Annotated in this window: 29 protein-coding genes; 5 read left to right on the top strand and 24 right to left on the bottom strand. The window is 44.5% G+C overall.

Annotated features, from left to right (window positions below; translation table 11 throughout):
- Positions 1–100: 100 nt before the first annotated feature.
- Complete coding sequence (locus tag CW735_RS08680; RefSeq protein ID WP_100971720.1) at positions 101–3079, top strand: Tn3-like element ISShfr9 family transposase; 2979 nt, start codon at positions 101–103, stop codon at positions 3077–3079.
- Positions 3080–3137: 58 nt separating this feature from the next.
- On the opposite strand, the gene CW735_RS08675 is transcribed toward CW735_RS08680, so the two are convergent.
- From CW735_RS08675 to CW735_RS08585, 19 genes are all read right to left on the bottom strand, one after another.
- Entirely contained in the window at positions 3138–3398 is a 261-nt protein-coding gene (locus CW735_RS08675; RefSeq protein WP_156844032.1) for a hypothetical protein, read from the bottom strand.
- Between the two features lie 90 nt (positions 3399–3488).
- Positions 3489–3812, bottom strand: a complete 324-nt coding sequence (locus CW735_RS08670; RefSeq protein WP_157812667.1) for a hypothetical protein — start codon at positions 3810–3812, stop codon at positions 3489–3491.
- Between the two features lie 115 nt (positions 3813–3927).
- Complete coding sequence (gdhA, locus tag CW735_RS08665) at positions 3928–5265, bottom strand: NADP-specific glutamate dehydrogenase (RefSeq protein ID WP_071978957.1); 1338 nt, start codon at positions 5263–5265, stop codon at positions 3928–3930.
- A 92-nt stretch (positions 5266–5357) separates the two neighbouring features.
- Positions 5358–5729, bottom strand: coding sequence for a hypothetical protein (locus tag CW735_RS08660; protein ID WP_071978956.1), 372 nt, complete (start codon positions 5727–5729; stop codon positions 5358–5360).
- 49 nt (positions 5730–5778) lie between these two features.
- Positions 5779–6231, bottom strand: a complete 453-nt coding sequence (locus CW735_RS08655; protein WP_044447461.1) for a hypothetical protein — start codon at positions 6229–6231, stop codon at positions 5779–5781.
- A 10-nt stretch (positions 6232–6241) separates the two neighbouring features.
- Positions 6242–6895: a methyltransferase family protein gene (locus CW735_RS08650; RefSeq protein ID WP_013755267.1), complete on the bottom strand. Its 654-nt coding sequence runs from the start codon at positions 6893–6895 to the stop codon at positions 6242–6244.
- Positions 6885–7208 (bottom strand): DUF2933 domain-containing protein, encoded by a 324-nt coding sequence (locus CW735_RS08645; RefSeq protein WP_013755268.1) that lies wholly within the window; start codon positions 7206–7208, stop codon positions 6885–6887. Before CW735_RS08645 ends, CW735_RS08650 begins: the two co-directional genes overlap by 11 nt.
- 46 nt (positions 7209–7254) lie before the next feature.
- Entirely contained in the window at positions 7255–7608 is a 354-nt protein-coding gene (locus CW735_RS08640; protein ID WP_044447459.1) for a cupredoxin domain-containing protein, read from the bottom strand.
- A 12-nt stretch (positions 7609–7620) separates the two neighbouring features.
- On the bottom strand, positions 7621–9969 hold the full coding sequence (locus CW735_RS08635; RefSeq protein ID WP_198520999.1) for a heavy metal translocating P-type ATPase: 2349 nt from the start codon (positions 9967–9969) through the stop codon (positions 7621–7623).
- A gap of 24 nt (positions 9970–9993) precedes the next feature.
- Complete coding sequence (locus CW735_RS08630) at positions 9994–10404, bottom strand: MerR family transcriptional regulator (protein ID WP_100971716.1); 411 nt, start codon at positions 10402–10404, stop codon at positions 9994–9996.
- Between the two features lie 204 nt (positions 10405–10608).
- Entirely contained in the window at positions 10609–10893 is a 285-nt protein-coding gene (locus CW735_RS08625) for a Kae1-like domain-containing protein (RefSeq protein WP_044447453.1), read from the bottom strand.
- A 16-nt stretch (positions 10894–10909) separates the two neighbouring features.
- Positions 10910–12133, bottom strand: a complete 1224-nt coding sequence (locus CW735_RS08620) for a hypothetical protein (protein WP_100971714.1) — start codon at positions 12131–12133, stop codon at positions 10910–10912.
- A 12-nt stretch (positions 12134–12145) separates the two neighbouring features.
- The gene (locus tag CW735_RS08615; RefSeq protein ID WP_071978942.1) at positions 12146–12940 is read right to left on the bottom strand and encodes a multiheme c-type cytochrome; all 795 of its coding nucleotides are present in this window, start codon (positions 12938–12940) and stop codon (positions 12146–12148) included.
- The gene (locus CW735_RS08610; protein ID WP_013755285.1) at positions 12937–13695 is read right to left on the bottom strand and encodes a hypothetical protein; all 759 of its coding nucleotides are present in this window, start codon (positions 13693–13695) and stop codon (positions 12937–12939) included. The genes CW735_RS08615 and CW735_RS08610 overlap by 4 nt, the downstream gene beginning before the upstream one ends.
- On the bottom strand, positions 13695–15632 hold the full coding sequence (locus CW735_RS08605; RefSeq protein ID WP_100971712.1) for a 2Fe-2S iron-sulfur cluster-binding protein: 1938 nt from the start codon (positions 15630–15632) through the stop codon (positions 13695–13697). The genes CW735_RS08610 and CW735_RS08605 overlap by 1 nt, the downstream gene beginning before the upstream one ends.
- Positions 15629–16474 (bottom strand): hypothetical protein, encoded by an 846-nt coding sequence (locus tag CW735_RS08600; protein ID WP_071978940.1) that lies wholly within the window; start codon positions 16472–16474, stop codon positions 15629–15631. The genes CW735_RS08605 and CW735_RS08600 overlap by 4 nt, the downstream gene beginning before the upstream one ends.
- 29 nt (positions 16475–16503) lie before the next feature.
- Complete coding sequence (locus CW735_RS08595; RefSeq protein ID WP_071978939.1) at positions 16504–16860, bottom strand: hypothetical protein; 357 nt, start codon at positions 16858–16860, stop codon at positions 16504–16506.
- A gap of 64 nt (positions 16861–16924) precedes the next feature.
- The gene (locus CW735_RS08590; RefSeq protein ID WP_071978938.1) at positions 16925–17380 is read right to left on the bottom strand and encodes a hypothetical protein; all 456 of its coding nucleotides are present in this window, start codon (positions 17378–17380) and stop codon (positions 16925–16927) included.
- Positions 17381–17473: 93 nt separating this feature from the next.
- Positions 17474–17818, bottom strand: coding sequence for a c-type cytochrome (locus CW735_RS08585; protein ID WP_232230577.1), 345 nt, complete (start codon positions 17816–17818; stop codon positions 17474–17476).
- Between the two features lie 253 nt (positions 17819–18071).
- Here CW735_RS08585 and CW735_RS08580 point away from each other — a divergent pair, with 253 nt between their 5' ends.
- From CW735_RS08580 to CW735_RS19885, 4 genes are all read left to right on the top strand, one after another.
- Positions 18072–20192, top strand: coding sequence for an SDR family NAD(P)-dependent oxidoreductase (locus CW735_RS08580; protein WP_071978937.1), 2121 nt, complete (start codon positions 18072–18074; stop codon positions 20190–20192).
- A gap of 75 nt (positions 20193–20267) precedes the next feature.
- A complete protein-coding gene (locus CW735_RS19895; protein ID WP_232230576.1) occupies positions 20268–20552 on the top strand; it encodes a hypothetical protein in 285 nt (94 codons plus the stop codon).
- Complete coding sequence (locus CW735_RS19890) at positions 20519–20902, top strand: hypothetical protein (RefSeq protein ID WP_232230575.1); 384 nt, start codon at positions 20519–20521, stop codon at positions 20900–20902. Before CW735_RS19895 ends, CW735_RS19890 begins: the two co-directional genes overlap by 34 nt.
- 115 nt (positions 20903–21017) lie before the next feature.
- Entirely contained in the window at positions 21018–21689 is a 672-nt protein-coding gene (locus tag CW735_RS19885; RefSeq protein ID WP_232368398.1) for a hypothetical protein, read from the top strand.
- A gap of 187 nt (positions 21690–21876) precedes the next feature.
- On the opposite strand, the gene CW735_RS08570 is transcribed toward CW735_RS19885, so the two are convergent.
- The 5 genes from CW735_RS08570 to CW735_RS08550 are packed head-to-tail and all read right to left on the bottom strand — an operon-like array spanning position 21877 to position 24927.
- Positions 21877–22581 carry a DUF1624 domain-containing protein gene (locus CW735_RS08570; RefSeq protein WP_044447438.1) on the bottom strand — a complete coding sequence of 235 codons (705 nt, stop codon included), beginning with the start codon at positions 22579–22581 and terminating at the stop codon, positions 21877–21879.
- Positions 22582–22592: 11 nt separating this feature from the next.
- Positions 22593–23078, bottom strand: coding sequence for a nuclear transport factor 2 family protein (locus tag CW735_RS08565; protein WP_044447436.1), 486 nt, complete (start codon positions 23076–23078; stop codon positions 22593–22595).
- Between the two features lie 26 nt (positions 23079–23104).
- On the bottom strand, positions 23105–23584 hold the full coding sequence (locus CW735_RS08560) for a YybH family protein (RefSeq protein WP_100971710.1): 480 nt from the start codon (positions 23582–23584) through the stop codon (positions 23105–23107).
- Positions 23585–23596: 12 nt separating this feature from the next.
- The gene (locus CW735_RS08555) at positions 23597–24511 is read right to left on the bottom strand and encodes a copper resistance D family protein (RefSeq protein ID WP_071978934.1); all 915 of its coding nucleotides are present in this window, start codon (positions 24509–24511) and stop codon (positions 23597–23599) included.
- Positions 24512–24525: 14 nt separating this feature from the next.
- On the bottom strand, positions 24526–24927 hold the full coding sequence (locus tag CW735_RS08550) for a copper resistance CopC family protein (protein ID WP_071978933.1): 402 nt from the start codon (positions 24925–24927) through the stop codon (positions 24526–24528).
- Between the last annotated feature and the right edge of the window lie 12 nt (positions 24928–24939).

Raw genomic sequence — 24939 nt, 5'->3', positions numbered from 1 at the left:
CTGTAGACCACACTAATAAATGGCTGTGGAGGTAGGTTACTACTTATAAGTGTGGCAAATTAGGTAGATATCGTACATTTTAATACGGAACAGCCCTGATATGGCCATCAAAAACGAAATTTCTATTCTCACGAGAGCAGAACAGGCAGATCTTTATTCCCCACCCATTTTTTCAATCGAAGAACAACGTCTGTATTTTTCTCTGAACGATGGGGAATTGGCAGTTTTTCGGTCAATTCGTCTCAGAGCTCATAGATGTTACTTTGTCGCGATTTTGGGATACTTTAAATCAAAGCCCGTCATCCTAGATATCGCTTACTCGCAGGTTTCTAAGGATTTAATGTTCATCAGTAAAGAGCTGCTTGGCGGCAAGGGGCTCAGACCATTCACTCCCTCACAAAAACAAAAAGATCGACTCTACGCAAAAGTATTAGACCTTGCTGGTTATCACAAATGGGACGAAAGTCAGCACTTCAATTCTCTTTTCGACCACCTTGTTCAGGTGGGCAATGCCTGGCTGGAGCCGCGTTACCTCTTTGATACTGCTATTGAATTCCTAACCAGTCACAGCATTGCTATCCCTAGGTACACCGTACTCCAGAGACTGATAAGCAGAGCGATGCAGCAGGTCAGAAAAGACCTGGCGCACCAACTTAATCAACTCACCAGTCCTGAACTTCACGTCTTTCTGGACAGCATAACAGCCATTGATGACGGACTAAGCCTGAACCAGCTCAGAGGCGGTGCAAAAAGTCTGACCGTACCTGAACTTAAAAAAGAGCTTGCCCTTTATCATCAGTTAGCGCCATGGCGCACGCAAATCAATGGCGTTATCGATGGGCTTAATCTGTCTCTTAAAAATCGACAACACTTCGGTGAGCTCATCAACTATTACGGCAGTAAACTCAAACGATTCAAACGCGCACAGCAGCATCTATGGTTGCTATGTCACCTGACAGAGCGGATACAACTGGCACTGGAACGGTTAACTGATGGGTTCATTTACCATATCCGCAAGCAACAAGAAGCTGCCAACACCTTTGCACAACAAGCAGTGTTCCTGTCCTGGCAGTCAGCCGCGGACAATGTCACAAAAGCGGCAGAGTTACTGCATCTGTTTGTGGATGAGAACATTGATGATAATCAACCCTTCTCAGTAGTCAGACAACAGGCATTGAAGGTCATGAATGACAGGGATATCCAGACCCTCTGCCTTTACCTGAAAAAACAGAAACGGACCGTGGAAGAGTACCAGTGGCAACATTACGATGAACAATGCAATCTCCTGAAGCAACTGTTAAGGCAGGTGTTCTTGTGCCTTGATTGTGAGGCCGGTAAAGGCTCAGAAGCCGTCGTCGCCCAACTTCAACAGATTCAGACGGAAATCGCATCCGGTGGACCACTGAAGACGATGGATACGTCGCTCATCCCGAAAAAGCACCTCCCATGGTTGGTTAAACAGGATAACGTTAACCCGCAACGTTACGAATGGCTGCTCTACCGCCAGTTGACTTCGCGACTGAACGGACGCATTTATTTGCCAAATGTTACCAAATACCGCGCACTGGAAGACGACCTGATCCCCCAGACATCGCAGGATACCTTGCTGGCCTCATCAACACTGGACAGACTAAAACAGCCCGCAGAGTTATTGTTACAGGAGCAACAACACCGGCTGGAAAGTGCGCTCAAAGACGTTGCTCTCCATATTGATGAGGGAGACAATCGAAATGTGATCATGAAAAATCGTACCGGTACCCGCTGGCGTCTGCCGACCAAAAGCGCTACATCTCTGGTCAACAATCCCTTTTTTAAGCGAATGCAACCGGTCGATATCGCGGATGTACTGCGGTATGTAGAGCGCGAAACCGGGTTCATGAAATGTCTGACTCATGTACTTCCGATACAAAAACAAGGGTTCACTCATCAGGATGATTTACTGGCCATTCTGATTGCCAACGCCACTCACCGTGGTGTGTATGGCATGGCGCAGATCTCCGATCGAAGCTATGAACACCTGAGTACGGTGCAGGCCAACTATATCCGGCCTGAAACGCTGCATGATGCCAGCGATGTGATCAATAATGCGGTTGCAGCGCTACCCATCTTCCGCCACTACCATATTCAGGAGGACCAGTTGCATGCCAGTGCGGATGGTCAGAAATTCGAAACCCATCTGGAAACCTTTAAAACCCGGTACTCCTCTAAGTATTTCGGCACCAACAAAGGGATCACGGCCATGACACTGGTGGCCAACCACAGCGCCCTCAATGCTCGGATCATCGGTTCCAACGAGCACGAATCACACTATATTTATGACCTGTTACAATCCAACAGCAGTGAAATCAAACCTGACGTACTCTCGACAGATACACACGGTGTCAATCATGTTAACTTCGCCTTACTGGATCTATGCGGTTACAGTTTTGCACCGCGATACGCGCAGTTCAGTAGTGTCATCAATGATCTGTTTGACGTAACTGAAAATGAACACGGCGGCACCAACCTTGCCCTGAAAAAGCCCATCAGGACGAATGTCATCGAAACGGGATGGCAGGATATTAGGCGCATTCTTCTGTCACTTCAGACAAAGCGAACGACACAGGCAATGCTGGTAAGAAAGTTGTCTGGTTATCCTTCGGGGCACCCGACATTACAGGCGCTGACGGAGTATAATCGACTGGTCAAAGCGCAATATTTACTGGATTACATAGACAATGCCAGTTTGCGGCAGTACGTTCAGCGTGCCCTTAACCGGGGAGAAGCGTGGCACTTCCTGAGACGGGCTATTGCGTCGGTGAATGGCGATCAGTTCCGAGGCAAAAACGAGAGTGAAATCGCTATCTGGAATGAATGTGCAAGATTGCTTGCCAACGCGATCATCTACTTCAACTCCGCGATACTGAGTCATCTGCTGGGACACTTTGAAGCGAGAGGAGATGAAGAGAAAGCGGGTATCACTCGTGCTGTTTCGCCCGTTGCGTGGCAAAATATCAACTTAAGCGGAACGTATAACTTCACTAATACTGGGAAATTGCCCAATATTGGCGAAATAACAAGGCCGATAGTGGATGATTAGGCTCCAAGCTGAAAGTAAACCACCTCCGCAGCCATTTATTGGTGTGGTCTACAGAGGATTATGTCTTTTTAGAGGGGAAAATCCCTAGAACCCCTTGAACGTATAATTCGTTGAACGTCGCATTTGCCATCACCTCGCCTAAGAGGTAAACATCGAGTTGAGGGTATTCACGACGCATTTCCTCACTCAATGCATAGGCATATTGCACCGCATTATGCTCTGCACTAGCCGGTTTACCGCGAACATTGACCAAAACATTTACGGCTGTTACCGAGGCTTCATTATTGAGTAACCGCCCCATTAGTCCAGGCTCACGCAACGCAGCCTCCTTTGCCTACGCAAGTCTTTCAAACGATAAATTATCAATGTCGGGGAGTAGATCTTCAACCATAAGATCGTCGCCAACAGATCATGAATATTGATAGTTAGTCAGTGAATCAACACGATAGGAATGCGGGATCTGCCAGGCTCGCTCGGTTAGTTGATGAATGGCCGTAAAAACTTCTTCCGTAAAGACATCCCGCGATGCGAGAACCAGTAAAAACATGATATTGTCGCTACTGCCGAAAACGTCTTGGATTTCGTCAAACTTCATGCGCTGCGGATCGTTGATTTCAAAAAACTCATGATAGTCCGCATTAAAAACCACATGGTTGATACCCATGCTTAGTCCGCCTATCAAAATGAGTAAGGCAAACAGGGCAATGAGCCGATACCGCGAGAGTATCGACACCCACAAATCACAAAATTTTTCTGAACGAATCAAAAGGCGCTCACCTTATACGGGTATAAGCCCAACACAATTATGCAGAAAAACGACCGCATACGGAAACGAGTCACTCAGTGCCCTATCCTATTCCATACGCAAGCATCGCATCGGCGACTTTTACAAATCCAGCGATGTTGGCCCCCTTCACATAGTTGATGCCACCGTATTCTTTTCCATATTCAACACATTGGCGATGAATATGCGCCATGATCTGTTGAAGTCGTGAATCAACTTCCTCTCTTGTCCAAGGAAGCCGAAGTGAGTTTTGTGTTTGCTCTAGCCCAGAAACGGCAACGCCTCCAGCATTTGCCGCTTTTGCAGGTGCAAACAGTACACTTTTAGCCTGAAAGTATTTGACCGCCTCAAGGGTACAAGGCATGTTTGCGCCTTCTGCGATCAACTGTATACCGTTATCAACAAGGAGTTTAGCATCCTCAAGTTCGAGTTCATTTTGTGTTGCACAAGGAAAGGCCAAATCAGCCTTTATAAGCCAAGGCCTTTTGCCCTGATGATAAATGGCGTGTGGGTAGTTTTCCGTGTATTCGCTCAAGCGTTGCCGTTTGACAAATTTAAGCGTTTTTAGAAATGCTAATTTTTGATGGTCAAATCCATCAGGATCGTAAATGAAACCACTTGAGTCAGACAGTGTCATGACCTGGGCACCTTCATTAATCAATTTTTCTGCGCAAAAAATCGCAACATTGCCGGCGCCCGAAATTAAGGCTGTTTTTCCTGCTAATGTCTCGTTACGCATATTCAGCATGTGCTGAGTAAAATAAACAACACCATAGCCTGTCGCCTCCGTTCGAATAAGACTTCCACCATAAGAAAGTCCTTTGCCTGTTAGCGTACCCACGAATCTGTTTTTTAGTCTTTTGTATTGACCAAACAGATAACTAATTTCTCTTCCACCCACCCCAATATCGCCGGCTGGAATGTCAGTATCTTCCCCAATATGCTTAGAAAGTTCGATCATCAATGACTGACAAAATCGCATGATTTCGCGATCACTCTTTCCTTTCGGATCGAAATCACTTCCCCCTTTACCACCTCCCATCGGAAGTCCAGTCAATGCATTTTTATAGACTTGCTCAAACGCTAAAAATTTAAGAACACTTTGCGTAACATTGGGATGAAAGCGCAAGCCTCCTTTATAGGGTCCAATAGCATTGTTAAATTGGACTCGCCATGCTCTATTGCAGTGAATATGGCCGTTATCGTCCTCCCAACATACTCTAAAAATGACAATACGGTCTGGCTCTGTCATTCTTTCTAATACATGCCCATCATCATATTTGGCATTGGCCATAACATAGGGCATTACTGCCCCTGTGAACTCTTGCACAGCTTGATGGAATTCATGTTCAGCTGGGTTTCTTGCAATTATTGCCGAATTAAATGAATTAATTCTGTCCATTTCATTCTTACTATGATCCACAGTGCTAATATCCTGTTTTAATTAGTGCTGATTGGTGAAGTCCAACATAAAGTTGCTCGATTCGCGCTACGCTATTTCTTTCTATTGCTTTGCCCGGGTGGGACACGATGGCAGCTCCAGGGTTTATGTTTCGCATTTTCACGAATGTTTTCGTCAACGAATTGGTAGTAGCCTTCTTTTATCTTTGTCCAAAAATCATCAGAAATGTCTGCACCGTGTGCACGAATGATTGTCTCAATGCCATCTAAATTGCAGTGGGTCGCGTCATAGCCGATATGCAAAGTGTTTTTGGCTTCTTCAAATGAAACGGCATCAATACCAAAGGTCCCATCAATTTCAGCAACAATTGCTAATAAATTACCGTCGGTAATGCCGGTTAACTTCAAATGCCGTACCACTAAATTAGCCTCAGAAACGCCCACTCTGTGATCTAAATCGCTCATACTTTTCTCCTATAAATTAATTTCCTACACAGTTATGTCAGTCACGTCTCTAATTACTTAAAACGCTATTGGCATTAACCACTTGCTGCATTAACGATCGTAAAACTGTCATTCTTTGTTCTATTAACAACAAATGTTCATCTATCGAGTTCCCCATCACAACAATGTCGCTTGCTGATATGCCGCTTTCGATAAGAACAAGACTTCTTTGCAGGCCTTTTCTATATGTCTCTTTTAATCGTATCTTTTGTTCAGTATTAGATTCACTTTGGATCCTCTTCTCAATACTCGTTAAGTAGGTATCCATCATCTTCATATGCTCAACAATCAACGTTTGCCTCTCAGAAACGTCATTGATCCGTTGGATGCGTTGCATTAATGCATCCATGACGCGCTCGTTACTGCGTAACATCTCATCGGCACTCATGGATGTCTGAGCACTCGTAAAGGTAGCGGATAAAACGCCTGCGACAAACAATATTGAAACTAATGCTTTCTTCATTTTGAAATCCTTACACGGGGCTTGAAACGTTTGAATTGAGAAATCGTGGGAACCAACCTGGCGTGGCTTGCTTATATTGCCTATAGGTATCACCAAACTCAGTTTCGGCGTGCTGCTCTTCGCGTTTGGCCAGTCGAACATAGACAACAATGAGAATGGGAAACATGAGCAAAGTGGGTAGTGTTGGCCATTGCAGTAAAAAGCCAAACATGATCACAATGAAGGCAACATATTGGGGATGCCGACAACGTGCGTACCAACCGCTGGTCGCTAAGCTGCTCGTTTTTTGCGCGTGATGCAGGACATTCCACGAAGCAGATAAAACAAAGAATCCTAAAACGATGAGAACATTACTCAAGATGTGCAGTACATCCCAATGCGCATCGCCAGATAACCCCAACAGTGTATGCCACAAGTGACCATTTTCGTGACTTAAAAAATCTACGCCTGGGTAACTTTCGGCTAACCAACCGGACAAAAAATAGATGGTGAGCGGGAAACCATACATTTCAGTAAATAACGCCACGATAAAAGCGGAAAATACGCCTAAGCTTCGCCAGTCTGTTTTTGACTTCGGCTTGACGAAACTAAACGCAAAAAAGATAAATATTGCGGAGTTAATGATGACTAACGTCCAAAGCCCATAATCTGATTCACCGTGCATTGTCGCTCTCCGTTTTACGTCTTTCCTTGCGTGCCTGCTCTAACCCTTCGATATAACCTTGTCTGTATTGATCATTGTCTTCGGTTTGCTCTTTAAATGTTTGCTCGTCGTTAGTATGTGTCTCATGCCCTTTACCATGACTTCCGTGCATAAAGATATGCATCACTGGGCATAGCAGCAGGATCAAGTATGGTAAATAAGGGAAAACATGTTCACCATGCTCGACAAACAAGAAATAGCTTGCCGCCGCTATAAGTCCGATGGCGGACCAACCACTGGGGGTGCGCCAAAAAGGTAATTTTTGTTTATTCACAATACACCTCGCTTTTGTGTCGTTTAAGTTTTCAGAAAACGATAAATCACTTGATCACCAAAGTGCCACGGTACATTTGCATCTGACAATGAAACGGATAGCGACCTGCCTTTTTGGGTGGAATAGTGACCATCACACGCTTGTTAAGCACTAATGTTTCACTGATCTCCAACTCGGGTATTAGTAGTGTTTCCGCACAGGGGGTCGCATCTTCTCTGTAGAACATCAGTTGTACAGACTCATTCGCGGGCACTGTGATATTGGCAGGTTGATATACGCCATCTTTCACGCGGACTTCGATACTGCCGTCTCGTACTTCAGTTGACTTTGTTTGGTAAAGCCAAAACCACCATACAATAAGCCCAATCACGACTAACCCTATCAAATTAATCCACATCATCTTTAGGTTCTCCTAGTGCTCTTTAGCTTTGAATAAACGTAATCGATTCGCGTTGGTCACTACCGTTAACGACGAGAATGCCATCGCTGCACCGGCAATTACTGGGCTTAGTAGTAAGCCTAAAAATGGATAAAAAACACCTGCAGCAAATGGGATCCCCGCGACGTTATAGATAAATGCTCCGAAGAGATTCTGCTTTATGTTTCTCAGCGTTGCCTTACTCACTGCAATCGCATCCGCTAACCCATGTAAGGAGCCTCGCATCAACGTGATATCTGCACTTTCTATTGCAACATCAGTGCCTGTTCCGATAGCAAATCCGACGTTGGCATGGGCTAAGGCGGGCGCATCATTGATCCCATCGCCGGTCATTCCGACGATTTCACCCTCACGTTGAAGTTCGAGCACTTTGTTTGCTTTATCTTCTGGCATCACTTCAGCAACGTAATCAACAATCCCCGCCTTTCGAGCAACGGCTTTTGCAGTCATACGATTGTCCCCCGTCAACATCACCACACGTATTCCGTTGTGCTGTAGGCGGTTAATCGCATCTATTGAGTCTGATTTTATGGGATCGGCAACAGCAATGACGGCAACTAATTTTGAATCAATCGCGAAATACATTGGGGTTTTAGCCTCTGCGGCCAGCCTCTGCGCTTTATCAACGTAATGATGAAGTTCTATTGATTTTTCTTTCATCAATTTTTCATTGCCAAAAAGCAAACGCTGAGAATTCAGTGTTGCCGCTACGCCCTTCCCTGCAATGGACTCAAAATCAGTCACCGAGTGGATCGGCACACCTTGCTCTTTCGCTGATTCAACGATCGCCATTGCGAGTGGGTGTTCGGAACCCGACTCCAGGCTTGCAGCTAACGAAAGCACGTCATCTTGATTGTGAGCTGACGCAATAACAACGTCGGTAACTTTAGGCGCCCCCTCTGTTATGGTGCCGGTCTTATCTAATACCATTGTGGTAATTTTCGAAGCAGATTGCAGCGCTTCACCGTTGCGGATAAGTACGCCTGCTTCAGCCGCCTTGCCAACCCCCACCATGACCGACATCGGCGTGGCTAAACCTAATGCGCAAGGACATGCAATAATCAGTACCGTGGTTGCTGACACGATTGCGAAGGCAACCTCGGGAGCCGGACCAAAATTGAGCCACGCTAGTGCGCTCATTACGGCAATGATCATAACAACCGGCACGAAATAGGCAGAAATAACATCTGCCAATCGACCAATAGGTGGTTTTGAATTTTGTGCACGTTTTACCATGTTGATGATCTGAGCTAGCGCGGTGTCTTTTCCCACGCGTTCTGCCCGAAAGACGATAGAGCCTGATTTGTTGATGGTACCGGCCACAACCTCATCGTCTTTTCGCTTCTCAATTGGCATGGGCTCACCCGTTAGCATTGATTCATCAATACTGGTTTGGCCCTCGACGACTACACCATCCACAGAAATGCGTTCTCCGGGTCGAACCCGGATAAGATCATTGAGCAAAACATCTTCAATAGGAATATCAATATCATCGCCATCTCGGATGACACGTGCAGTCTTGGCTTGCAAGCCTATCAGCCTTTTAATGGCCTCTGAGGTTTTACCGCGTGCTTTGATCTCAAGGGCCAGGCCTAAATTAATTAGGCCGATGATCATAGCGGTTGCCTCAAAATAAACATGTCGTGCCATTTCAGGGACATAGCCCGGGAAGAACACAACTGTCATCGAGTACAACCAGGCGGTTCCTGTACCCAAGGCTATCAAAGTATCCATATTGGCCGAATGATTTTTAAACGAATTCCATGCACCCACATAAAAATGCCGACCAGAGAACACCATGACACCTAATGTCATGAGCCCAATAATCAACCATACAATTCGCTCCGTGGTCGTGTTGACGCTCATTTCCCCGGTTACCAAACCATAGATCATGAGCGGTACTCCAAGCGACAATGCGATGACCATATGTCGCATTAGCTTTTTATAATAAGCCCAATCCGCTTGCTCTTTTTCTTCAATGGCAGCCTCATCAGAATCGGCATTTGCCAGCGTTGCGTTATACCCAGCTTCTTCTACCGCACCAACCAGTTCGCTTGGTGAGGCATTACCATTGATAAGCACTGTACGCTGTGCAAAATTCATTTCTGCGCCGGTGACGCCTGCGACTTGTTTTAAGGCTGTTTCAATTTTAGTGACGCAACTGGCACAACTCGCCCCTTGAATATTAAGTTGTATCTCGCCTGCATCGGAAGACACCTGTCTGGTCTGCGTTTTAGTGTCAACCGCTTCGTTCGCAGTTGATGTTTTATCGCCGCCACTACAACACCCATGTGCTTTCGCACTGTCTGTTTTAGAATTCATAAACCACTCCCTATTTGAACCTTGTTATGACTTAAGCGCTGTGAAACCTTCAATTAAATGGCATATCGTATCGGCCGTTGGAGGTTGATCGGGTTTGTTTTGCCACTCTGAAGTGGCTAAGCGCATGCGCTCTCTAAGTTCATGCATGTCCTGATACCGCTGTTCAGTCTCTTTCAACCTCTTTTCAATAAGACCCCTTACCGTTGGACACGGCGCATTGGTTTGTGAAGATGTAACTAGGATCTCTTTAATATCATTGACCGAAAAACCTAGTGAGCGAGCACTTAAAATGAATCGTAGTCGCGTCACATCCGCCGGCCGATAATACTTGTATCCATTGTGGGATTTATTTGGGACCACAAGGCCAATGCGCGTATAATAGCGTACGGTATCAACGCTAATATCTAGTGCATCTGCTATTTGTTTTACCCGCATTTTAAACCCCCTTCTTTATCAACATAGTTGTGCTGCTACAACACGCCTTTAATCCTATGTTTTACTCTCACCTTCATACGATAAACCTGTGAGCCGCTCACAGGTCAACACCTAAACCTTCAACAGATCCGTGGAAGTGGCTCATCTTCAAGTTCACTCATGAAGCGTCTTCCTCCCATTGGCGTAATTTACGCTCTATGCCTTTCATGATGATCTCCTTGAGCAATATTCGTGAATTTGCCCGACACTTATTGCTGCATCGTTTAAAGGTAAACAGCTTGGGATAACAACAGGAATGTCTGATTGTGCAAAACGTTCAGCTAGGCCATCGCATAAAATGCGGTTTTGGAAGACGCCTCCGGCCAAACCAATATGTTTGAAATCATACTTTTTGCGACAACGCTGGGTTAACTCCCACGCAGTTTCAATGAGTGATGCGTGAAAATTTGTGACGCGAACTGCTGGCGAACATGTTTTTGCGGATTGCATTAGCCTCTGTCCTCTATTAACTGTGCTGTGCTGGTATCGACCAGCCAATCACAAAGGATAAGGAAACAACAATCGCGCAAAGACCAAGCAATTGAAGCGATTTGAAGCGTTGTTCTTTGGGGCGCAGTAGTACTAGCTTGAATGCGATGAGTGTTTGTATAAGGTAATACAGTGCAAATCCCTTTGACGCGAGATTAATGATTTCAAATACGTTGGATGACCAAACTAATATGCCTGCAATCGCGATGACAAGAACATAATAAAACTGAGGAGATATAGGTAAATGGAAGAGTTCTTTTAGCAAACCACCGCCACCGATAGTATCGGCTAATGCGGCACTTAACTGGCTTGCCGTCGCGGCCACAAGTAATAATATCGGCAATACCCAAATGGCTTGACCCAGGGTATAACTAATAGTTGTTTCATTCAGTTCGGTTATCGGAAAATCGAGAAAAATGGGACAGGTTAAACCAATAAAAACAACGTAAAGGAAAATGGCAATCCACTGGGCATATCGTCCCGCTTTAATACGCTGCTCTGCATTATAGCTATTGCCCATAAAACGCGTGGTTTCAAACCCTTGTGTCACCATAAGCATACCGGCAAGCATGCTAAGGGTTTCAAAATGGCTGAGGGATTGTATCGCCTCATGTTTAAACCACGCACTTTTTACTTGTATATCGTAAGTTGCTAGTGCTGTTAGTACACCAATAATAATCGCCAACTTAATTGTGACTGCGAATAACTCGATGGTTTCTAATCCTCTTGCACCGCGAAGCCAAGCGACCAACATAATGATGACAAGCAGCCCACTGGTAAACAATTTGATGAGCGTTGTATCGTCAATAGCAAAGCGGTCAAAGACAAACGCGGCAAACAAGCTAATGTAAAACGCCACAGAAATTGCGTATGCAGCACCGAGGGCCCATTGACTGGCTTTCTCAAGCGTTGCGATACTGCCGTGTGAATTGCGAGCAAGCTCAGGCTCTGCATGACGTATATTGAAGCGAATGACTGAACCCAACAAATATGCCAGAGTCGACAATAAAATAATGCCCAGTAGCGCCCATTTACCCATTACCGAATGCAGCAGTGGTGCAATGATCAAAAAGCCACTGCCAATAATTGAAGCCAGCGGTGTTACTGTCGCTCGCCATTGGACAGATTGTCGTAGGCGAGGCAGAAACAATACTATTGCTACCAACAGTAAGGTTGCCAGGGCAATGGAATTTGTGATCACAGTTTCTCCCCCTTAATGATGCTTGTACCAGCCGGCACGCTTAATATCGTTCCAGGAAGTCGATTGATGACAGGCATAACACGCCTCCACTTTGGCTTTTGGCTCGCCAGCGACTTTGGCGGAAATCATTTTAAAATGTTGCATGTAGTGACTGGGCGGCGCTTCATGACATTGATTGCAATCACGAGATTGACTCGAGGGGTGAATAAACGTCGGCAGTGACCACTTGTCTGTACTGTGGCATTGCACGCAATCCTCTCCGAACAACGTGAAGTGGCGATCATCGTTGCTGTGGCACTGTGAACAATTCAATAATGCTTCTTTATCACTGACGTCGGGATGCACAAATAGGGGATCAGCCGTTTGCTTATTCGCTAGAACATTTTCTAAAAAAGCCATCGTGGCTGCGCCTTCGTCAAATGGCACGTTTGGGTTGGGGAGCATATTGAACCCAATATCGACCAATGCAATATGGTTCATCAGTGAAATCTTAGCATCCTCACCTTGATGCTCAGTATGACAACTAGCACATTCTGTTATGTCGGCGTGAAACGCAGTAGGTTGACGCGCGACGATATGGGTATCATTTGCATGACAGGCGACACACTTGTCGCGCTCAACGCCTTCTACTGGCGTGTGACAACTCAAGCAGTCATCCGCCAAAAACGCATGCGCTTTGCTCAGTGAACCAGGCTCTACCATTTGTTCCCACGGAATTTTTGCAAGATCCTCTGGTGTGTGAAAAAAATGGCTAACACCAAAGCCCGCTGCAACTAAGCCCAGAATAACTATTATCCACTTGCTCATAACCAGCGTAGTCCAAAATAAACTTCACTAAAAATGTGAAAGAACAATACGCCATAGAGCGTTATCGAAATCACGATATGAAACTTCAACCAACGAGCAAACCAAGTTTTCGCAGTGTCGTGAATCAGAATGCTGTATTCAACATCAGAAATGGCATCGATAATGGATAGAACCTTACTCTCTTGTCGAAACAGCTTACTTTGCGCTGAAGTAGGTACACTTAAAGCAATGTATGGAATGTGTCTCGCTGATGTTTGGGCGAAAGTCGAATATCTTACGTCGCAGACCGCGTCTTTAAGCGATTGTTTGGCGCTTGAAAGTGCACCTTGGAGTTCTGTCACTTGACGCTTTTTCTCTTTTACATTTGAGGAAATAAGCCCTAGCACATACCGACCAACAAACCCACTGATCACAACGACCATCATAAAGATGATGATGGAGACTCCAGTAGCACTATCAAAACGATGAGCGCTATGGATGAGTGCAAGAATAGGTCCCAATACTCCAGCATAAATATGAATGCGCAGCAGCGTAGGCATGGCTATTTGCTTGGTCACGACTTTCTTTAGTGCTTTGTTGCGTTTAATGATCATGTAAAGCAACGGAATAAACATTAATACCAGCGCAGTCAAACCAACGACAAATCCAGCAAAGCTGCCAGGGAATGCTGGGTCACGGTGCCACACAAACCCTAGCCAAAGTAAGATCATTAAGACCACCAAGCTGCCTACAATGGTTCGCTCTTGACTATTCACTATGCTTCCACCTCCACATCAGTTTTAGGGATGGCTTGACAGGCTAAAATATAACCACTGACCCTATCTTCTGGCTCCAACCCATCATCAACCTCCATATCAACATCGCCGCGCAGTAATTTCACTTTGCAACTGCCGCAAGAGCCTGCCCGGCACGAATTCTCAATATCAACATCAAGTCCATCAGCAACGTCCAATACGGTTTCATCTGTGCCGGCTTGTGCCTGTGCATTTGATAAACTAAATCGCACTTGGCGCGTATTGTTTACAGGCGTGTTTGGGGCGACCTCCGTTTTAGTGGCCGTTTTCTTCGGACTCGCACCACCGAAAGCTTCTGTTTTAATATTCGCTTCAGGCATACCCAATTCAGATAAAATATCCTTGGTTGCATCCATCATTGCCGGCGGCCCACAAATGTGTGCTGTTTTTAATGCTATGTCCGGCACGAATTCATTTATCAATGCCGATGAAAAACGCCCCTGAGGTCCCATCCAAGATGTGCCATCCGCCTGTGTCATACTGACGAGTACTTTCAACCTTGGGTGACGTGCTTGTAGATATTTTAATTCCTGTTCAAAAATAAAATCGTTAGACGTTCGCGTACAAAACAGAAAATAAATGTCACCGTCCCAGCACGTCGTGGTTAAGTAACGTACCGCGCTCATCATGGGCGTGATCCCAACCCCCCCTGAAATCAATACAACGCTACTTGCATCTTGACCATTGAAGTAAAACTTGCCGCCAGGCGCTTTAATTGAAAGCGTATCTCCCACATTTACGACGTCATGCATATGACGAGAAACAACACCGAATTCCTCGCGTTTGATGGTGACTTCAAAGTAATACTGCTCAGTGGGTGATGATGCGATGGTGTAAGACCGCTTCACCGGTTTTTCAACACCATCAATCGTGAGCGTAAAAGTCACAAATTGTCCAGGTTCAAAACTAAATGGGATGACTTGACCATCGGCGCTGGCAAGTCGAAACGTTTTAACATCATGGGTCTCATGAAAAATACCGGTGACTTGCATACTGCCGCTATAGACACCTTTACGCGGTGACATAGTCGTAGAAGATAATGCCTGCGCTGTAGCGGGTATTAAAACAGCGTCAGTCCCTACAGGTGCGTTAGTAGGTATCTCGTTAGGTGATGTGTGCTTCGTGGGCGCAGAAGCGCTTGCGGTCTCAGTGGACCTAAGCTCTTCAAGCAATGCGGCAGCTCTGCGCATTTTAAATCCATAAACATACACCATGACGACAGTGAAGATCAGCAGAACAAGCATCACTGCAGTATGAAACGGCGTCATGCCAAACAGTGTTGAGGAATCATTCACTGGTGAACTGGGTAGCAAATTCATTTGCGATTTAAACCAGGTTAATGCCACTCTTCTGGGCTCTTGCCCATCTTGTATTGCCCGTTTTGCCGCCAGACCACTATCAAAATGCGCGATCCCTTCTTTAACGGTCTCAACAGCTACTTGCATTTGGGTATAGTCATCAACGGCTGCGGCACGGGCGAGCGATTCAAACCCGGTAGTCAGTTGTTCACTTCCTTGTTGCATACGCGCCGACGCTTTGCCTAAGATACTATCTCTTTGTTCCGTCGTGGTTGATTGCATCCGCATTAAAGTTGGATAGAGATCTTTAGGTTTAGGCGCTCCCATTTTCTCCATCATTTTATCCATTCCTTTTGCCATACCTGGCCCCATCATTGCGTTGGCATTGCCCGGCTGACCTTTAACTTGATTGGCCAAAGGTGGAGAATCTGTACTTACCGCAACACTCGGCCCATTCGCTGCCTCAGTATGATGGCTGGCATGCTCACTATCCTCAGTCTGTTGCTGTGCGTGCGCATTTATAATCACGAAAAAAAGAACGACGTTTAGAATGACACAATAGCGGTGAATCATTGATGCGCGTTTACTCCCCCTAGTCATGACGCATCCTTTTGTTCAGCCGCCCACAGCGCATTTATTTTCGCAATCTGCGGGGGTGTTAATACAGAGACGGCTTTCCCCACCGAAGCAATAAACTGTAGGCGTAGGGTGCTGTTTATGGCCTCTATTTTACTAATGGTGTCTTTAATATTGTCGTATTGAGGCAATCCTTGGGCTGTCAATTCCCACAATAATGCCTCTAATGCACTACGCTGCTGCGCAAGGCTTTTTTGGGAAGACTCCCACTCAGATTGAATCGATAACAACGTTTGATACTGCGTATCTGTTAGTTCTAATGTTGTTGTGTGGTTTAAGAAAAAGGCTTGTTCACCAAGGTGGTAAATATGAGGTGCACTACTCGCACCTGGCAAGCTTATCGTTGATGAAGGTTTGGATATCTCCGGTGTATTTTGTTCAGGAGGCATACCCATCATCGAACTATTTTTCATCATCATCTTACACATCATCCCCATGCAAGACTTTCCGTTCATTGTCATCTTCTTTTTCCCTTTTCCCATGCCCATCTTCATCTTGCTCGTCGCTTGGGGGGGCGTAGATGATTCATTGAGTTGAGGGCTGGTATCGCTCTGTTTAACGCCGGTATTGCTTTTTGATTGCGCTGCCAGTGAGTTGTCTAATGAGCGCAAAGCTGATTGGATCTTTGCAAAGTCAGCCGGCGCTAACTCGGGCGTAGTGTCTGAAGATTGTGTTTCTTTAGGTTTTTCTTTCGGACTAGTTTGTTGTGTTATCGCTGAACACGCGGTTGTGAATAAGACACTAGATAATACCAGACTCACAATAGCCGCTAAACGGTAGGTTTGGTGACACTCTCTAATCTTCACAACGGCATGCTCCTATTCAAAAATATCGACTAAAACCCACGATCAAACTCGACCATGTCATAACGTGCTAGTTCGCCATCAAGTACAATAGCCTCTGCAAAATGCTCATCCTTCGTTTTACCTAATCGTATTTTGCCAACAAATTTTCGTGAGTAGCCGTCATCAGCCTCTGAGGTCGAATAAGGATCGTACACGGTGCGATAGACATTGAAGACTTGATGTTCTTTGAGAGCATCGGTGTCAGAGACACACACCACTACTTGTTTATCATCGACGGTAACAACCTGCCCACTCATGATGTAGTCATGGTATATCTGGCTTGCACAGCCCCCTAGTAGCCCAACAGACAAGATTGCAATTGATAAAAGCTTGATTAATTTGTTCATGTAAAACTCCCGCGATTATTAAAAGAAAAGAGGCAGTCGCTTTTCCTGCCTCATAACGCATTGATTAGTTCTTTTTATGCTTGTGTATTGGCTTCGCTTTTTCAGCCGTATGTCCCATCATTTGCCCCATCATGTCTTCCATCATGGCCATACGCTGTTCCATCATTTTCATTTTGTCATCAGTCGACATATCACTGTGTTTATGCTTCATGCCCATGCCGCCTTTCATTCCTTTTCCATCTTTCATTCCCATCGAATCTTTGCCTTCCATCATGCCCATCATGTCTTGCATCTTTTGGGCATGCTCATGCAACATGGCTTCGCGCTTTTCAGGATCAGATTCACTTTTTACTGCATCTAAAACTGCTTGCATTTCTTCCATATGTGTTTGCATTTTCTTCATCATCTGACTGTCCATCATCGGCATGTCAGATTTATCAGTGTGTTGATGCGCGTAAGAAGTCGCAATTGGCGCAGCAACAAGGGCGCTGGCTAGTAATAATGACGTTAATGTTTTCATAATTTTTCCTTTAGTTGTGCTCACATGAGCGATTTAGGTTTGAAATAGACGACTTGTCACCTTAATCCTATGTCTTAGTCTCAGGTCAAGGTGCTATTTGGGCGATAAAAATTCGGCCAAAACCTCAAGCTCTTCATCTGTTATAGGCATTTGTGGCATTGCAGAAGAAGCGTTATTAAATTGAGGCTCTTTGACCTTTCGTAAAAAGAAGGCTTTGCCTCTATCGCTGATAACATTGTCTAACGATGGGCCAAGTGTTCCGCCCGCACCTTGCACCTGATGGCAGCCTTGGCAGCCATAGCGTGTGAGGACTTCTCGTGGATCCACCGCAATAACGTGCGTATGAATTCCGACATCTTCAAATGCATGCACACTGACTGATACAGAATTGATCAGTAATATGGCAATGCAGAATAGTGCTATCGTAATTTTTCGCACCCGATTTATCCTTTGCTTTTGATGAAATCCATCCTATAAATCACACGATAAATGTAATTGATTTAGATCAATCCTTCACGACAATCGGATTACAGAATCATTACATTTCCGTAATCAAATTATCGATTTATTTATCCTTGGTTCAAAATTATCTATGCTCAAGCTGCGTCAACAGGTCTCCTCATAGCTACTTTGCAGCGGCATATGCTGAATACCAGATGCAATTTTTAATTGGGTGAGCGGATAATAAGAAATGACGAAACACAAAATTGCGGTAATTACCGGTGCAGGATCAGGGATTGGATTAGCATTGACTAATGAATTCTTATCAAGGGATCCAAATATGCTTGTTGTTGCACTGTGTCGTGATAGCTCAGAACTAGGAGCGTTCAATGAAAAATTTGAACCCCGCCTCATCATAGAACACGTTGATTTTAATCACGAAGCGGCAACGATTGAAATTCAAGAAACGCTTAGCCAATACGAACAGATTGATTACTTAGTGCATTGTGCAGGTATTGTCACACCGCTTAAACCTATTCAATCAATAGGCTACAAAGAATGGCGCACGGCACAAAGAATCAACTGCGATATCCCCTTTTTGATAACACAACTGTGCCTGGATAAGTTTAAACATAGCCGCGTACTGTATTTGACAAGCGAGCAACCCGTTAGTGCAGTGAAAGGCGCATCAGCATACTGTGTGAGTAAAACGGCTTTAAATATGGTGTGTAGTTGTTTTAGACAAGAAGTTAATGAAGATGTAGCTGTTTTTGCCACCGCAGCTCCCGGAAATGTTGATACAGCGATGCAAAAAAAAATCCGGCAAGTGCCAAGCGATGTACTGCCGATGTCGGCCTTTTTAAGAGGCTTACATGAAGAGAACAAGCTACTACCGCCGCGCCTTGTTGCACAATACCTTTGGCAATTGTTAAATCGTATAGACCCAAAGACATTTAGCAGAACAAATTGGGATTTATTGCAAAGCATTGACGAAGCGCCGCTCAACCCAATTGATACCAATAAAACTATTTCAACGAAGCCAACTGAATCTGACTTACTGTCGTTGCGAAACAAGTTAAGCGGCAGTGTCTGGGACGTTGGAAGTACAGGCTATTCAGCGCGGCGTCATGTTTTTAATCGAGCCATTTCACATTTTCCATATGCGATAGTCGTGCCTGAGTCAGACGTCGATATCATTAATACAATTGACTATGCCAATCGCCTTAATTTACAAATATCAGTTAAAGGCGGCGGCCATGGGGTAACGGGTGCGGCCGTTATTGACGGTGGCATTGTCCTTGATATGTCTGCCTTTCAAAGTATAGAACTTTGCGCAGTTGGTCAGTCAGTAAGAGTGGGCGCGGGTGTGAAAAATCATAATTTGGATCTGTTCTTATCGAAATATAAGAAAGTGATCCCATTAGGCACCTGCCCGGATGTCGGTGTTGTAGGAGCAACGTTAGGCGGCGGGATCGGTTTTTTGTCACGCAAACATGGGTTAAGTTGCGACAATGTCTTGGCGTTTAATCTGATCACAGCAGATGGTCAGCAAAGAGTTATAAACACTTTGGAACACTCTGATCTTTTTTGGGCACTACGCGGCAGTGGCGGCTCTCAATTTGGCGTTATCACCCACATAACATTTAGGCTGCACCCGGCTCCAGCTTATGTTCAAGGAGGTATCATTGAATGGCCAATTCAAAAGGCAAAGCCTATTTTAAAGCAATACAGCGATGCTGTACTGCAGGGGCCGAGAACGCAATTCTTATATGCATACATCGCTCGTTCAGCGTTACAAAATGCAAAAATATCAATTATGGGGTTTAGTGAAGACCCTGACTCCAACCTAAATAACATAGCAAAATGGGAAACGGATGCCGATATCTCTGTTACGCATAAACAATACATAGAGTGCCAGTCAAATGAATATGAACAAGGGCACGCACTTTATTGGCGCAATGGGATCATTGAAGGTGAACTTACGGAACAGTTTATTGATGCGCTTTTGCAATGCTATCAGTCTTGCCCAGACAACGCAGCGGGCATTATGCTCGATCCGTTATGTGGCGCGATCCAGGATATCGAGACCCATGAAACCGCATTTATTCATCGCGATGCCTCATTTGTATGTAGCATCACGGGTGTGACTCTGCCCGATCAAGACAATACCAAGGTTATAGACTGGGTTAATCAAACCTATGAACGATTATCCCCATTTTTTAATGGCCATGCCTACCAAAATTATGACATGGGCAACGACTGTCCATTGACCAGTTATTTCGGTCACCATGTAGAGCGTTTGATTGCTTTAAAAAAGAAATACGACCCTCAACTTAGGTTTGCAGGCTCTTTGCAGCGGGATTTACAATAAACCGTTAAGCTGGTGTAATACTTACTCAAGCGCTATGGCGATCAACCGTCAGTTGCAGTAATTAGGATATATACAGTGTTTAAATGGATGTTAGTTTTTACTCTACTTCTTCCCACCATTTGCTTTGCCGATACCGATGACTATGTTCACGCAGACTTCTATCGCGGATTAGTTGGCCTTAAGAAACAGGTTGATGAGATTAATCGAGATTTACTGTTGTTGGAGAATGCTACGCTTTCCAATGCAGAAGTTAATCGTCGACTTGCGCGTATTGAACAAGATATTGATGCGGTGAAAACGTTATATAATGAAATGAAGCGATCAAAATGCAACCCTCAACGCTTAGCGCATCTGAGTTAGAGCAAATAAAATCATCTTTGGATATTCTTGATATGCAAGAGATTCGCTTACGATTGCAATCCGAGTTAACGCAACAGCATCAATCTGTTAAATCAGAGACATTGTTAGCTTCGCGCGACTTTACTAATGAAGCTACACGCAGTTTGGCCACCACAGTATTAACATTAACAGCCATCCTAGTTGCCGTTATTTCTGCAGTTATTGCTTGGATGAACCACATTCAAAGTACTCGAACTCAAGCAGTAAAAAACAAAGCAGAACAAGACTTGGAGGCGCTAAAAGAGGCAACAGATCAAGATCTACTAGCGTTAAGGGGGGTTAAAACAACGTCAAATTTCAGCGCTCACTGAGCGGCATGAGAAAGATATTAAGAGGCTCACAGACGGACACCAACAAAAAATTGAACTTTTGGAGCAGATAAATTTAGAAAAAGTTCAGTACGCGGCAAACGCTTTCGATAAGTTAATGAGTGAGACGGAGACGCAAAACGGTCTTGTTTTTAAAAATTTAGCGATATCGATTTATCTTCGCCGGTTTCTAATTGAAGACGGTTATGACCGTTTCTTTGATGATCTAAGCATGACGTCAGTTGAAGACAGCACTACCGCTCGTTGCGATCCGAGTGTTCTTAGAGAGGTCATCGCAATACAAGAACATGCTATTTCACGCTTCGAAATGGTCAAAGACAAATTAGATGACGCAAGAATGCTTTACTATGAAGCGCTACTCGATTTAGCATTTTACGAAGCAGAGATGACCCGCTTTGGTGTATTAAATGACAATGCCTTGCAGAGTATTAACAAACGGTTAAAAAGTTTTGAAGAGAATTTAAATTTTTGGTTGACCGAAGAGCGCAGTGAATACCAAGATCCTGAGCGGCTTCCGCGGTTCATTTTTCGGGTGATATGCATGGTCGATAGTCTAATTTTTATTAGAGTCTGTTTACGTGATAAAAGCCTTTTTACGAAACAAGCGGCGATGCATGAAATTTCTTGTCAGGTGAGACTATTATTGGCAGAAAAAGAAATGGCCACAGACGACGCTATCACTAAAGTACTCGCGGGAGCACAATGTAACAGTCTATGGCAAAAATATACTGGATTCCAGAAAGAGCGCCCAAGATTGTTTGAAAACTAGCGGTAATCTGGGTTTGTTGGCACTAAAAGCACAGCGGTCCCTACCTAAAAATGTTGTTGTACGCTAAGAATATCCACACTATTACTGATATACAAGTGCTAGAAACGCCGAGACTACTTGTAAAACAAACAACGCTCTACTTTTGTCAAAGGTCCCTTATTATCATTGTCTCATCTTCAACTTAGACTCACATAACCGAATGCGAAAGCCAATACACGCTGCCTAATGTTACAAAAAACAGAGGTTGATGTAACACATACACAGCAAGACTGTGACGTCCTAAAAACGTGATTTTAGTTGATAATTTCAGTGAAGCACAGGGATCTATACCCTTAATAAACATATGGCCAACGCCAATGCCCAGCAATACAACGCCAACCCAAGGAAATAGTGCAACATAATCGTTGGGTGATGACGGCAGCCCCAATTCCCATAAGTTAAACGGCCATTTACTTGTAACCACATTCGTTAAGAACAGTGTAATAATCCCTATCCCAATAAAACAAGCCATGACTGGATAACGTGCGAAGGGAAAGCATAGTACACTGGCCACGGCGATAAAGTGTAAAACACCAAAAAATATCCAATTACTATTGAAAAACCAATAAGTAAATAGTGATATAACGCATGCCCATACCACTATCCACATTATTCGCTTCGCAAAGGATTTCAAATCCACGCGTTGGTGATGAGCGAACACCAATGATGCACCCACACTTAAGAAAAAGAGTGATAAAATGACATACCGAAATTGTTTCCAGCCAGGACCATTTGGCACACTCCAATCTACCCAGCCAAAGAACCGCAAGTCATACGCGAAGTGAAAGATCACCATTAATACAATGGCGACCGTGCGCATGATGTCTAGGGTAACGTTGCGAGTGATGGGCATACTGACGTCGCTTAATGATGCTTGTGGGGCTTTTTATCGCGGGTAGACGAATGTGAATGTATTACTTTCCATCCATTACTCGTTCGTTTAAACAAGTACGTTTGGTAGCCCTTTTTGTCAAATGTTGAGCCAGTTTTTCTTACTTCACCAGACACATTTACGGTCGTAATCGCCCATGCCATATCGTCATCAATTGTAATATCCATATCCAATATATCGATGGTGAGGCGTTTGAGTACTTCTTTCTCTGGCTCCACATGATTTTCGACGAGATCACTTAATCCTGTGTTTTGGCCGCCTGATTCAATGTATCGAGCACCTTTATGGTCGAGATAGTGTTCATAAAAAGGCCGTCCTTGGCCCGACTCCCAACCGTTTTCAATAGCAATGATAATTTCTTCAATCGTCGCTTTGTCTTCATCTGCCTGTGATGCAAAGACGCCCAGTGTAGTTGTGCTTAACATCAGGACGAGTGAGATTCGCATAAGTAACGTCATTTAAAGTTTTCCTATAAATTAAAGTGTTAATGGGACCAATGGATATGACTTATTTTCCAATGACCATTGATAAGGTTAAGTACCAGTGTTTCATTTCCTTGCTTATCAATTTGTTTACCTTTGTATGTGCCAAGGGTATGGCTTCTGGCAATTGAGACCGCCGTATCCCCATAAACGCGAACATGATGTTCAATTGTTGTGGTTTTGACAGCCGCAGAAAACCGCATATCAGCGTGTAAATGATGTTGTCGATATTCTTCAGCACTGCGTTCTATTCGCGATCCCTCTAAAATAATGACTTCGGATGTCAATGCACTCATGACGTCATCCGCTTGTCCATTAGATAATGCTTCGTGATAAGCGAGCACACTGCGACCCGCTGCAGTATCCAAGCCACTGAAGTGAGTTGCAGAGCGCTCTATTGATTTGAGTGGCTCATGAGCAAACGTACTAAATGAAAGCAGCGCAATAGACAAAACAGTCGTTAAAACGTAATTAATTTTCATATAAATCCAAAGTTAAGATTGAGGACCAAGAACAGTAGTCAAAACAGCGGTGATCAGAAAAATGCATAGTCCAATGAGCATTTCAATTTGGATCGAACGGCGCATGTCTATCGCTGCGTTACTGTGCGTTAAAAGCTTGGGCGTTAATTTTAATTTATGCCATGCGGCAAGCAGCAGGATCGCATTGACAAAGCCCAGCTTTAACAGCAGGCTTTGTCCATAGATTTGATTGAATAAATTACCTACAGAACCAACTAGCTCCCATGCTAGCAGAGTGCCGGCAAGGAGCAGCAGGCTCACCAGTCCTATAGCAAGATGACCAAATTGCCGCATCAGACTGTATAGCGGTGTAGGCGATAGGTGTAGGCATGCTGCTGACAACGGCCAAAGAGCGCCCATCCAGCTTAGCGCGATGATAACATGCACAGCTAATGCATAACCATATGAACGTTCCAGTTGCACGGTATGCCCGGAAAGCATGAATACATATCCAATACTCCCCCACAGAATTATTGCACCAAGAAGAGTCACGATAAATTGAGGCGTTTTTTTGCGAGCGAGTTGCCAATAAAACGATCCACAAAAAGCAATGCCGACGATGAATATGCACAGCCGACTTATTGCAATAGTCCCTAAAGTAGATTGTGCAACCATACGTCGCATGACCGCATCAAACATGCCTGTGAAACCCGTTTGAGATAGCGACCCCACTTGGAAAAAGAAATCCAACGTAGTCGCGAAAACACCAACTAAACCAAACATAGCCATATACTTAATAATATGACCTTGCAGAAGCAGACGAACTTGAGATTGTTTTTCCAGACTAAATGGCACTAAAAGAAGGATAAGAAATCCGCCTAAAAGCGCCGACAGTCCTAGATAGACAGTAAGCTTGGTGGATAGGATCAATACTTCCCAAATTGCCATTTTAATCTTCCTCTTTAATGGTCTTTGTGTTGACTATGGGCTTTTTTGTCATCTTGCATGGACTTGCTTCCGTGAACCATGAAGTCAAATGAACCGTCCATTTTGTGCCCATCCTCACCAAGTAACATCCACTGTGCGGTATAGTTACCCGGCGATAACGTCGGTAAGTCGTAATTAAAGAAAGTGCTAGACTCCATCGATGGAGAAAAATTAAAGTCGACAGGCTCGCCGTTTTGAGAATTTAACGTCAATTTGGCCAAACGAACTGGCTCAGTAAAAACAACGGACAATTGTGGAGGCGATGACATTAACATCGCATTGTTTTTTGGCATGGATGTTTTCAACGATGTGTGAGCATAACTGCTTGTGCTCAAGAAAAGAGCGGTCAGTAAGAACGTTGACAATAGTGTTTTCATAAATAAACCTCG

Source organism: Alteromonas sp. MB-3u-76 (assembly GCF_002831605.1).
Classification (GTDB): Bacteria; Pseudomonadota; Gammaproteobacteria; order Enterobacterales; family Alteromonadaceae; genus Alteromonas; species Alteromonas hispanica.
Note: the sequence above shows the minus strand (reverse complement) of the source record. Positions and strands in the feature narration are given on the sequence as shown.

Excerpts from the sequence above, each read along its gene's own strand:
- CW735_RS08680 (WP_100971720.1), top strand. The coding sequence starts at position 101 with ATGGCCATCAAAAACGAAATTTCTATTCTCACGAGAGCAGAACAGGCA.
- gdhA (WP_071978957.1), bottom strand. The coding sequence starts at position 5,265 with ATGGACAGAATTAATTCATTTAATTCGGCAATAATTGCAAGAAACCCA.
- CW735_RS08660 (WP_071978956.1), bottom strand. The coding sequence starts at position 5,729 with ATGAGCGATTTAGATCACAGAGTGGGCGTTTCTGAGGCTAATTTAGTG.
- CW735_RS08655 (WP_044447461.1), bottom strand. The coding sequence starts at position 6,231 with ATGAAGAAAGCATTAGTTTCAATATTGTTTGTCGCAGGCGTTTTATCC.
- CW735_RS08650 (WP_013755267.1), bottom strand. The coding sequence starts at position 6,895 with ATGCACGGTGAATCAGATTATGGGCTTTGGACGTTAGTCATCATTAAC.
- CW735_RS08640 (WP_044447459.1), bottom strand. The coding sequence starts at position 7,608 with ATGATGTGGATTAATTTGATAGGGTTAGTCGTGATTGGGCTTATTGTA.
- CW735_RS08635 (WP_198520999.1), bottom strand. The coding sequence starts at position 9,969 with ATGAATTCTAAAACAGACAGTGCGAAAGCACATGGGTGTTGTAGTGGC.
- CW735_RS08630 (WP_100971716.1), bottom strand. The coding sequence starts at position 10,404 with ATGCGGGTAAAACAAATAGCAGATGCACTAGATATTAGCGTTGATACC.
- CW735_RS08625 (WP_044447453.1), bottom strand. The coding sequence starts at position 10,893 with ATGCAATCCGCAAAAACATGTTCGCCAGCAGTTCGCGTCACAAATTTT.
- CW735_RS08615 (WP_071978942.1), bottom strand. The coding sequence starts at position 12,940 with ATGAGCAAGTGGATAATAGTTATTCTGGGCTTAGTTGCAGCGGGCTTT.
- CW735_RS08605 (WP_100971712.1), bottom strand. The coding sequence starts at position 15,632 with ATGACTAGGGGGAGTAAACGCGCATCAATGATTCACCGCTATTGTGTC.
- CW735_RS08595 (WP_071978939.1), bottom strand. The coding sequence starts at position 16,860 with ATGAACAAATTAATCAAGCTTTTATCAATTGCAATCTTGTCTGTTGGG.
- CW735_RS08590 (WP_071978938.1), bottom strand. The coding sequence starts at position 17,380 with ATGAAAACATTAACGTCATTATTACTAGCCAGCGCCCTTGTTGCTGCG.
- CW735_RS08580 (WP_071978937.1), top strand. The coding sequence starts at position 18,072 with ATGACGAAACACAAAATTGCGGTAATTACCGGTGCAGGATCAGGGATT.
- CW735_RS19890 (WP_232230575.1), top strand. The coding sequence starts at position 20,519 with ATGCAACCCTCAACGCTTAGCGCATCTGAGTTAGAGCAAATAAAATCA.
- CW735_RS19885 (WP_232368398.1), top strand. The coding sequence starts at position 21,018 with ATGAGTGAGACGGAGACGCAAAACGGTCTTGTTTTTAAAAATTTAGCG.
- CW735_RS08570 (WP_044447438.1), bottom strand. The coding sequence starts at position 22,581 with ATGCCCATCACTCGCAACGTTACCCTAGACATCATGCGCACGGTCGCC.
- CW735_RS08565 (WP_044447436.1), bottom strand. The coding sequence starts at position 23,078 with ATGACGTTACTTATGCGAATCTCACTCGTCCTGATGTTAAGCACAACT.
- CW735_RS08560 (WP_100971710.1), bottom strand. The coding sequence starts at position 23,584 with ATGAAAATTAATTACGTTTTAACGACTGTTTTGTCTATTGCGCTGCTT.
- CW735_RS08555 (WP_071978934.1), bottom strand. The coding sequence starts at position 24,511 with ATGGCAATTTGGGAAGTATTGATCCTATCCACCAAGCTTACTGTCTAT.
- CW735_RS08550 (WP_071978933.1), bottom strand. The coding sequence starts at position 24,927 with ATGAAAACACTATTGTCAACGTTCTTACTGACCGCTCTTTTCTTGAGC.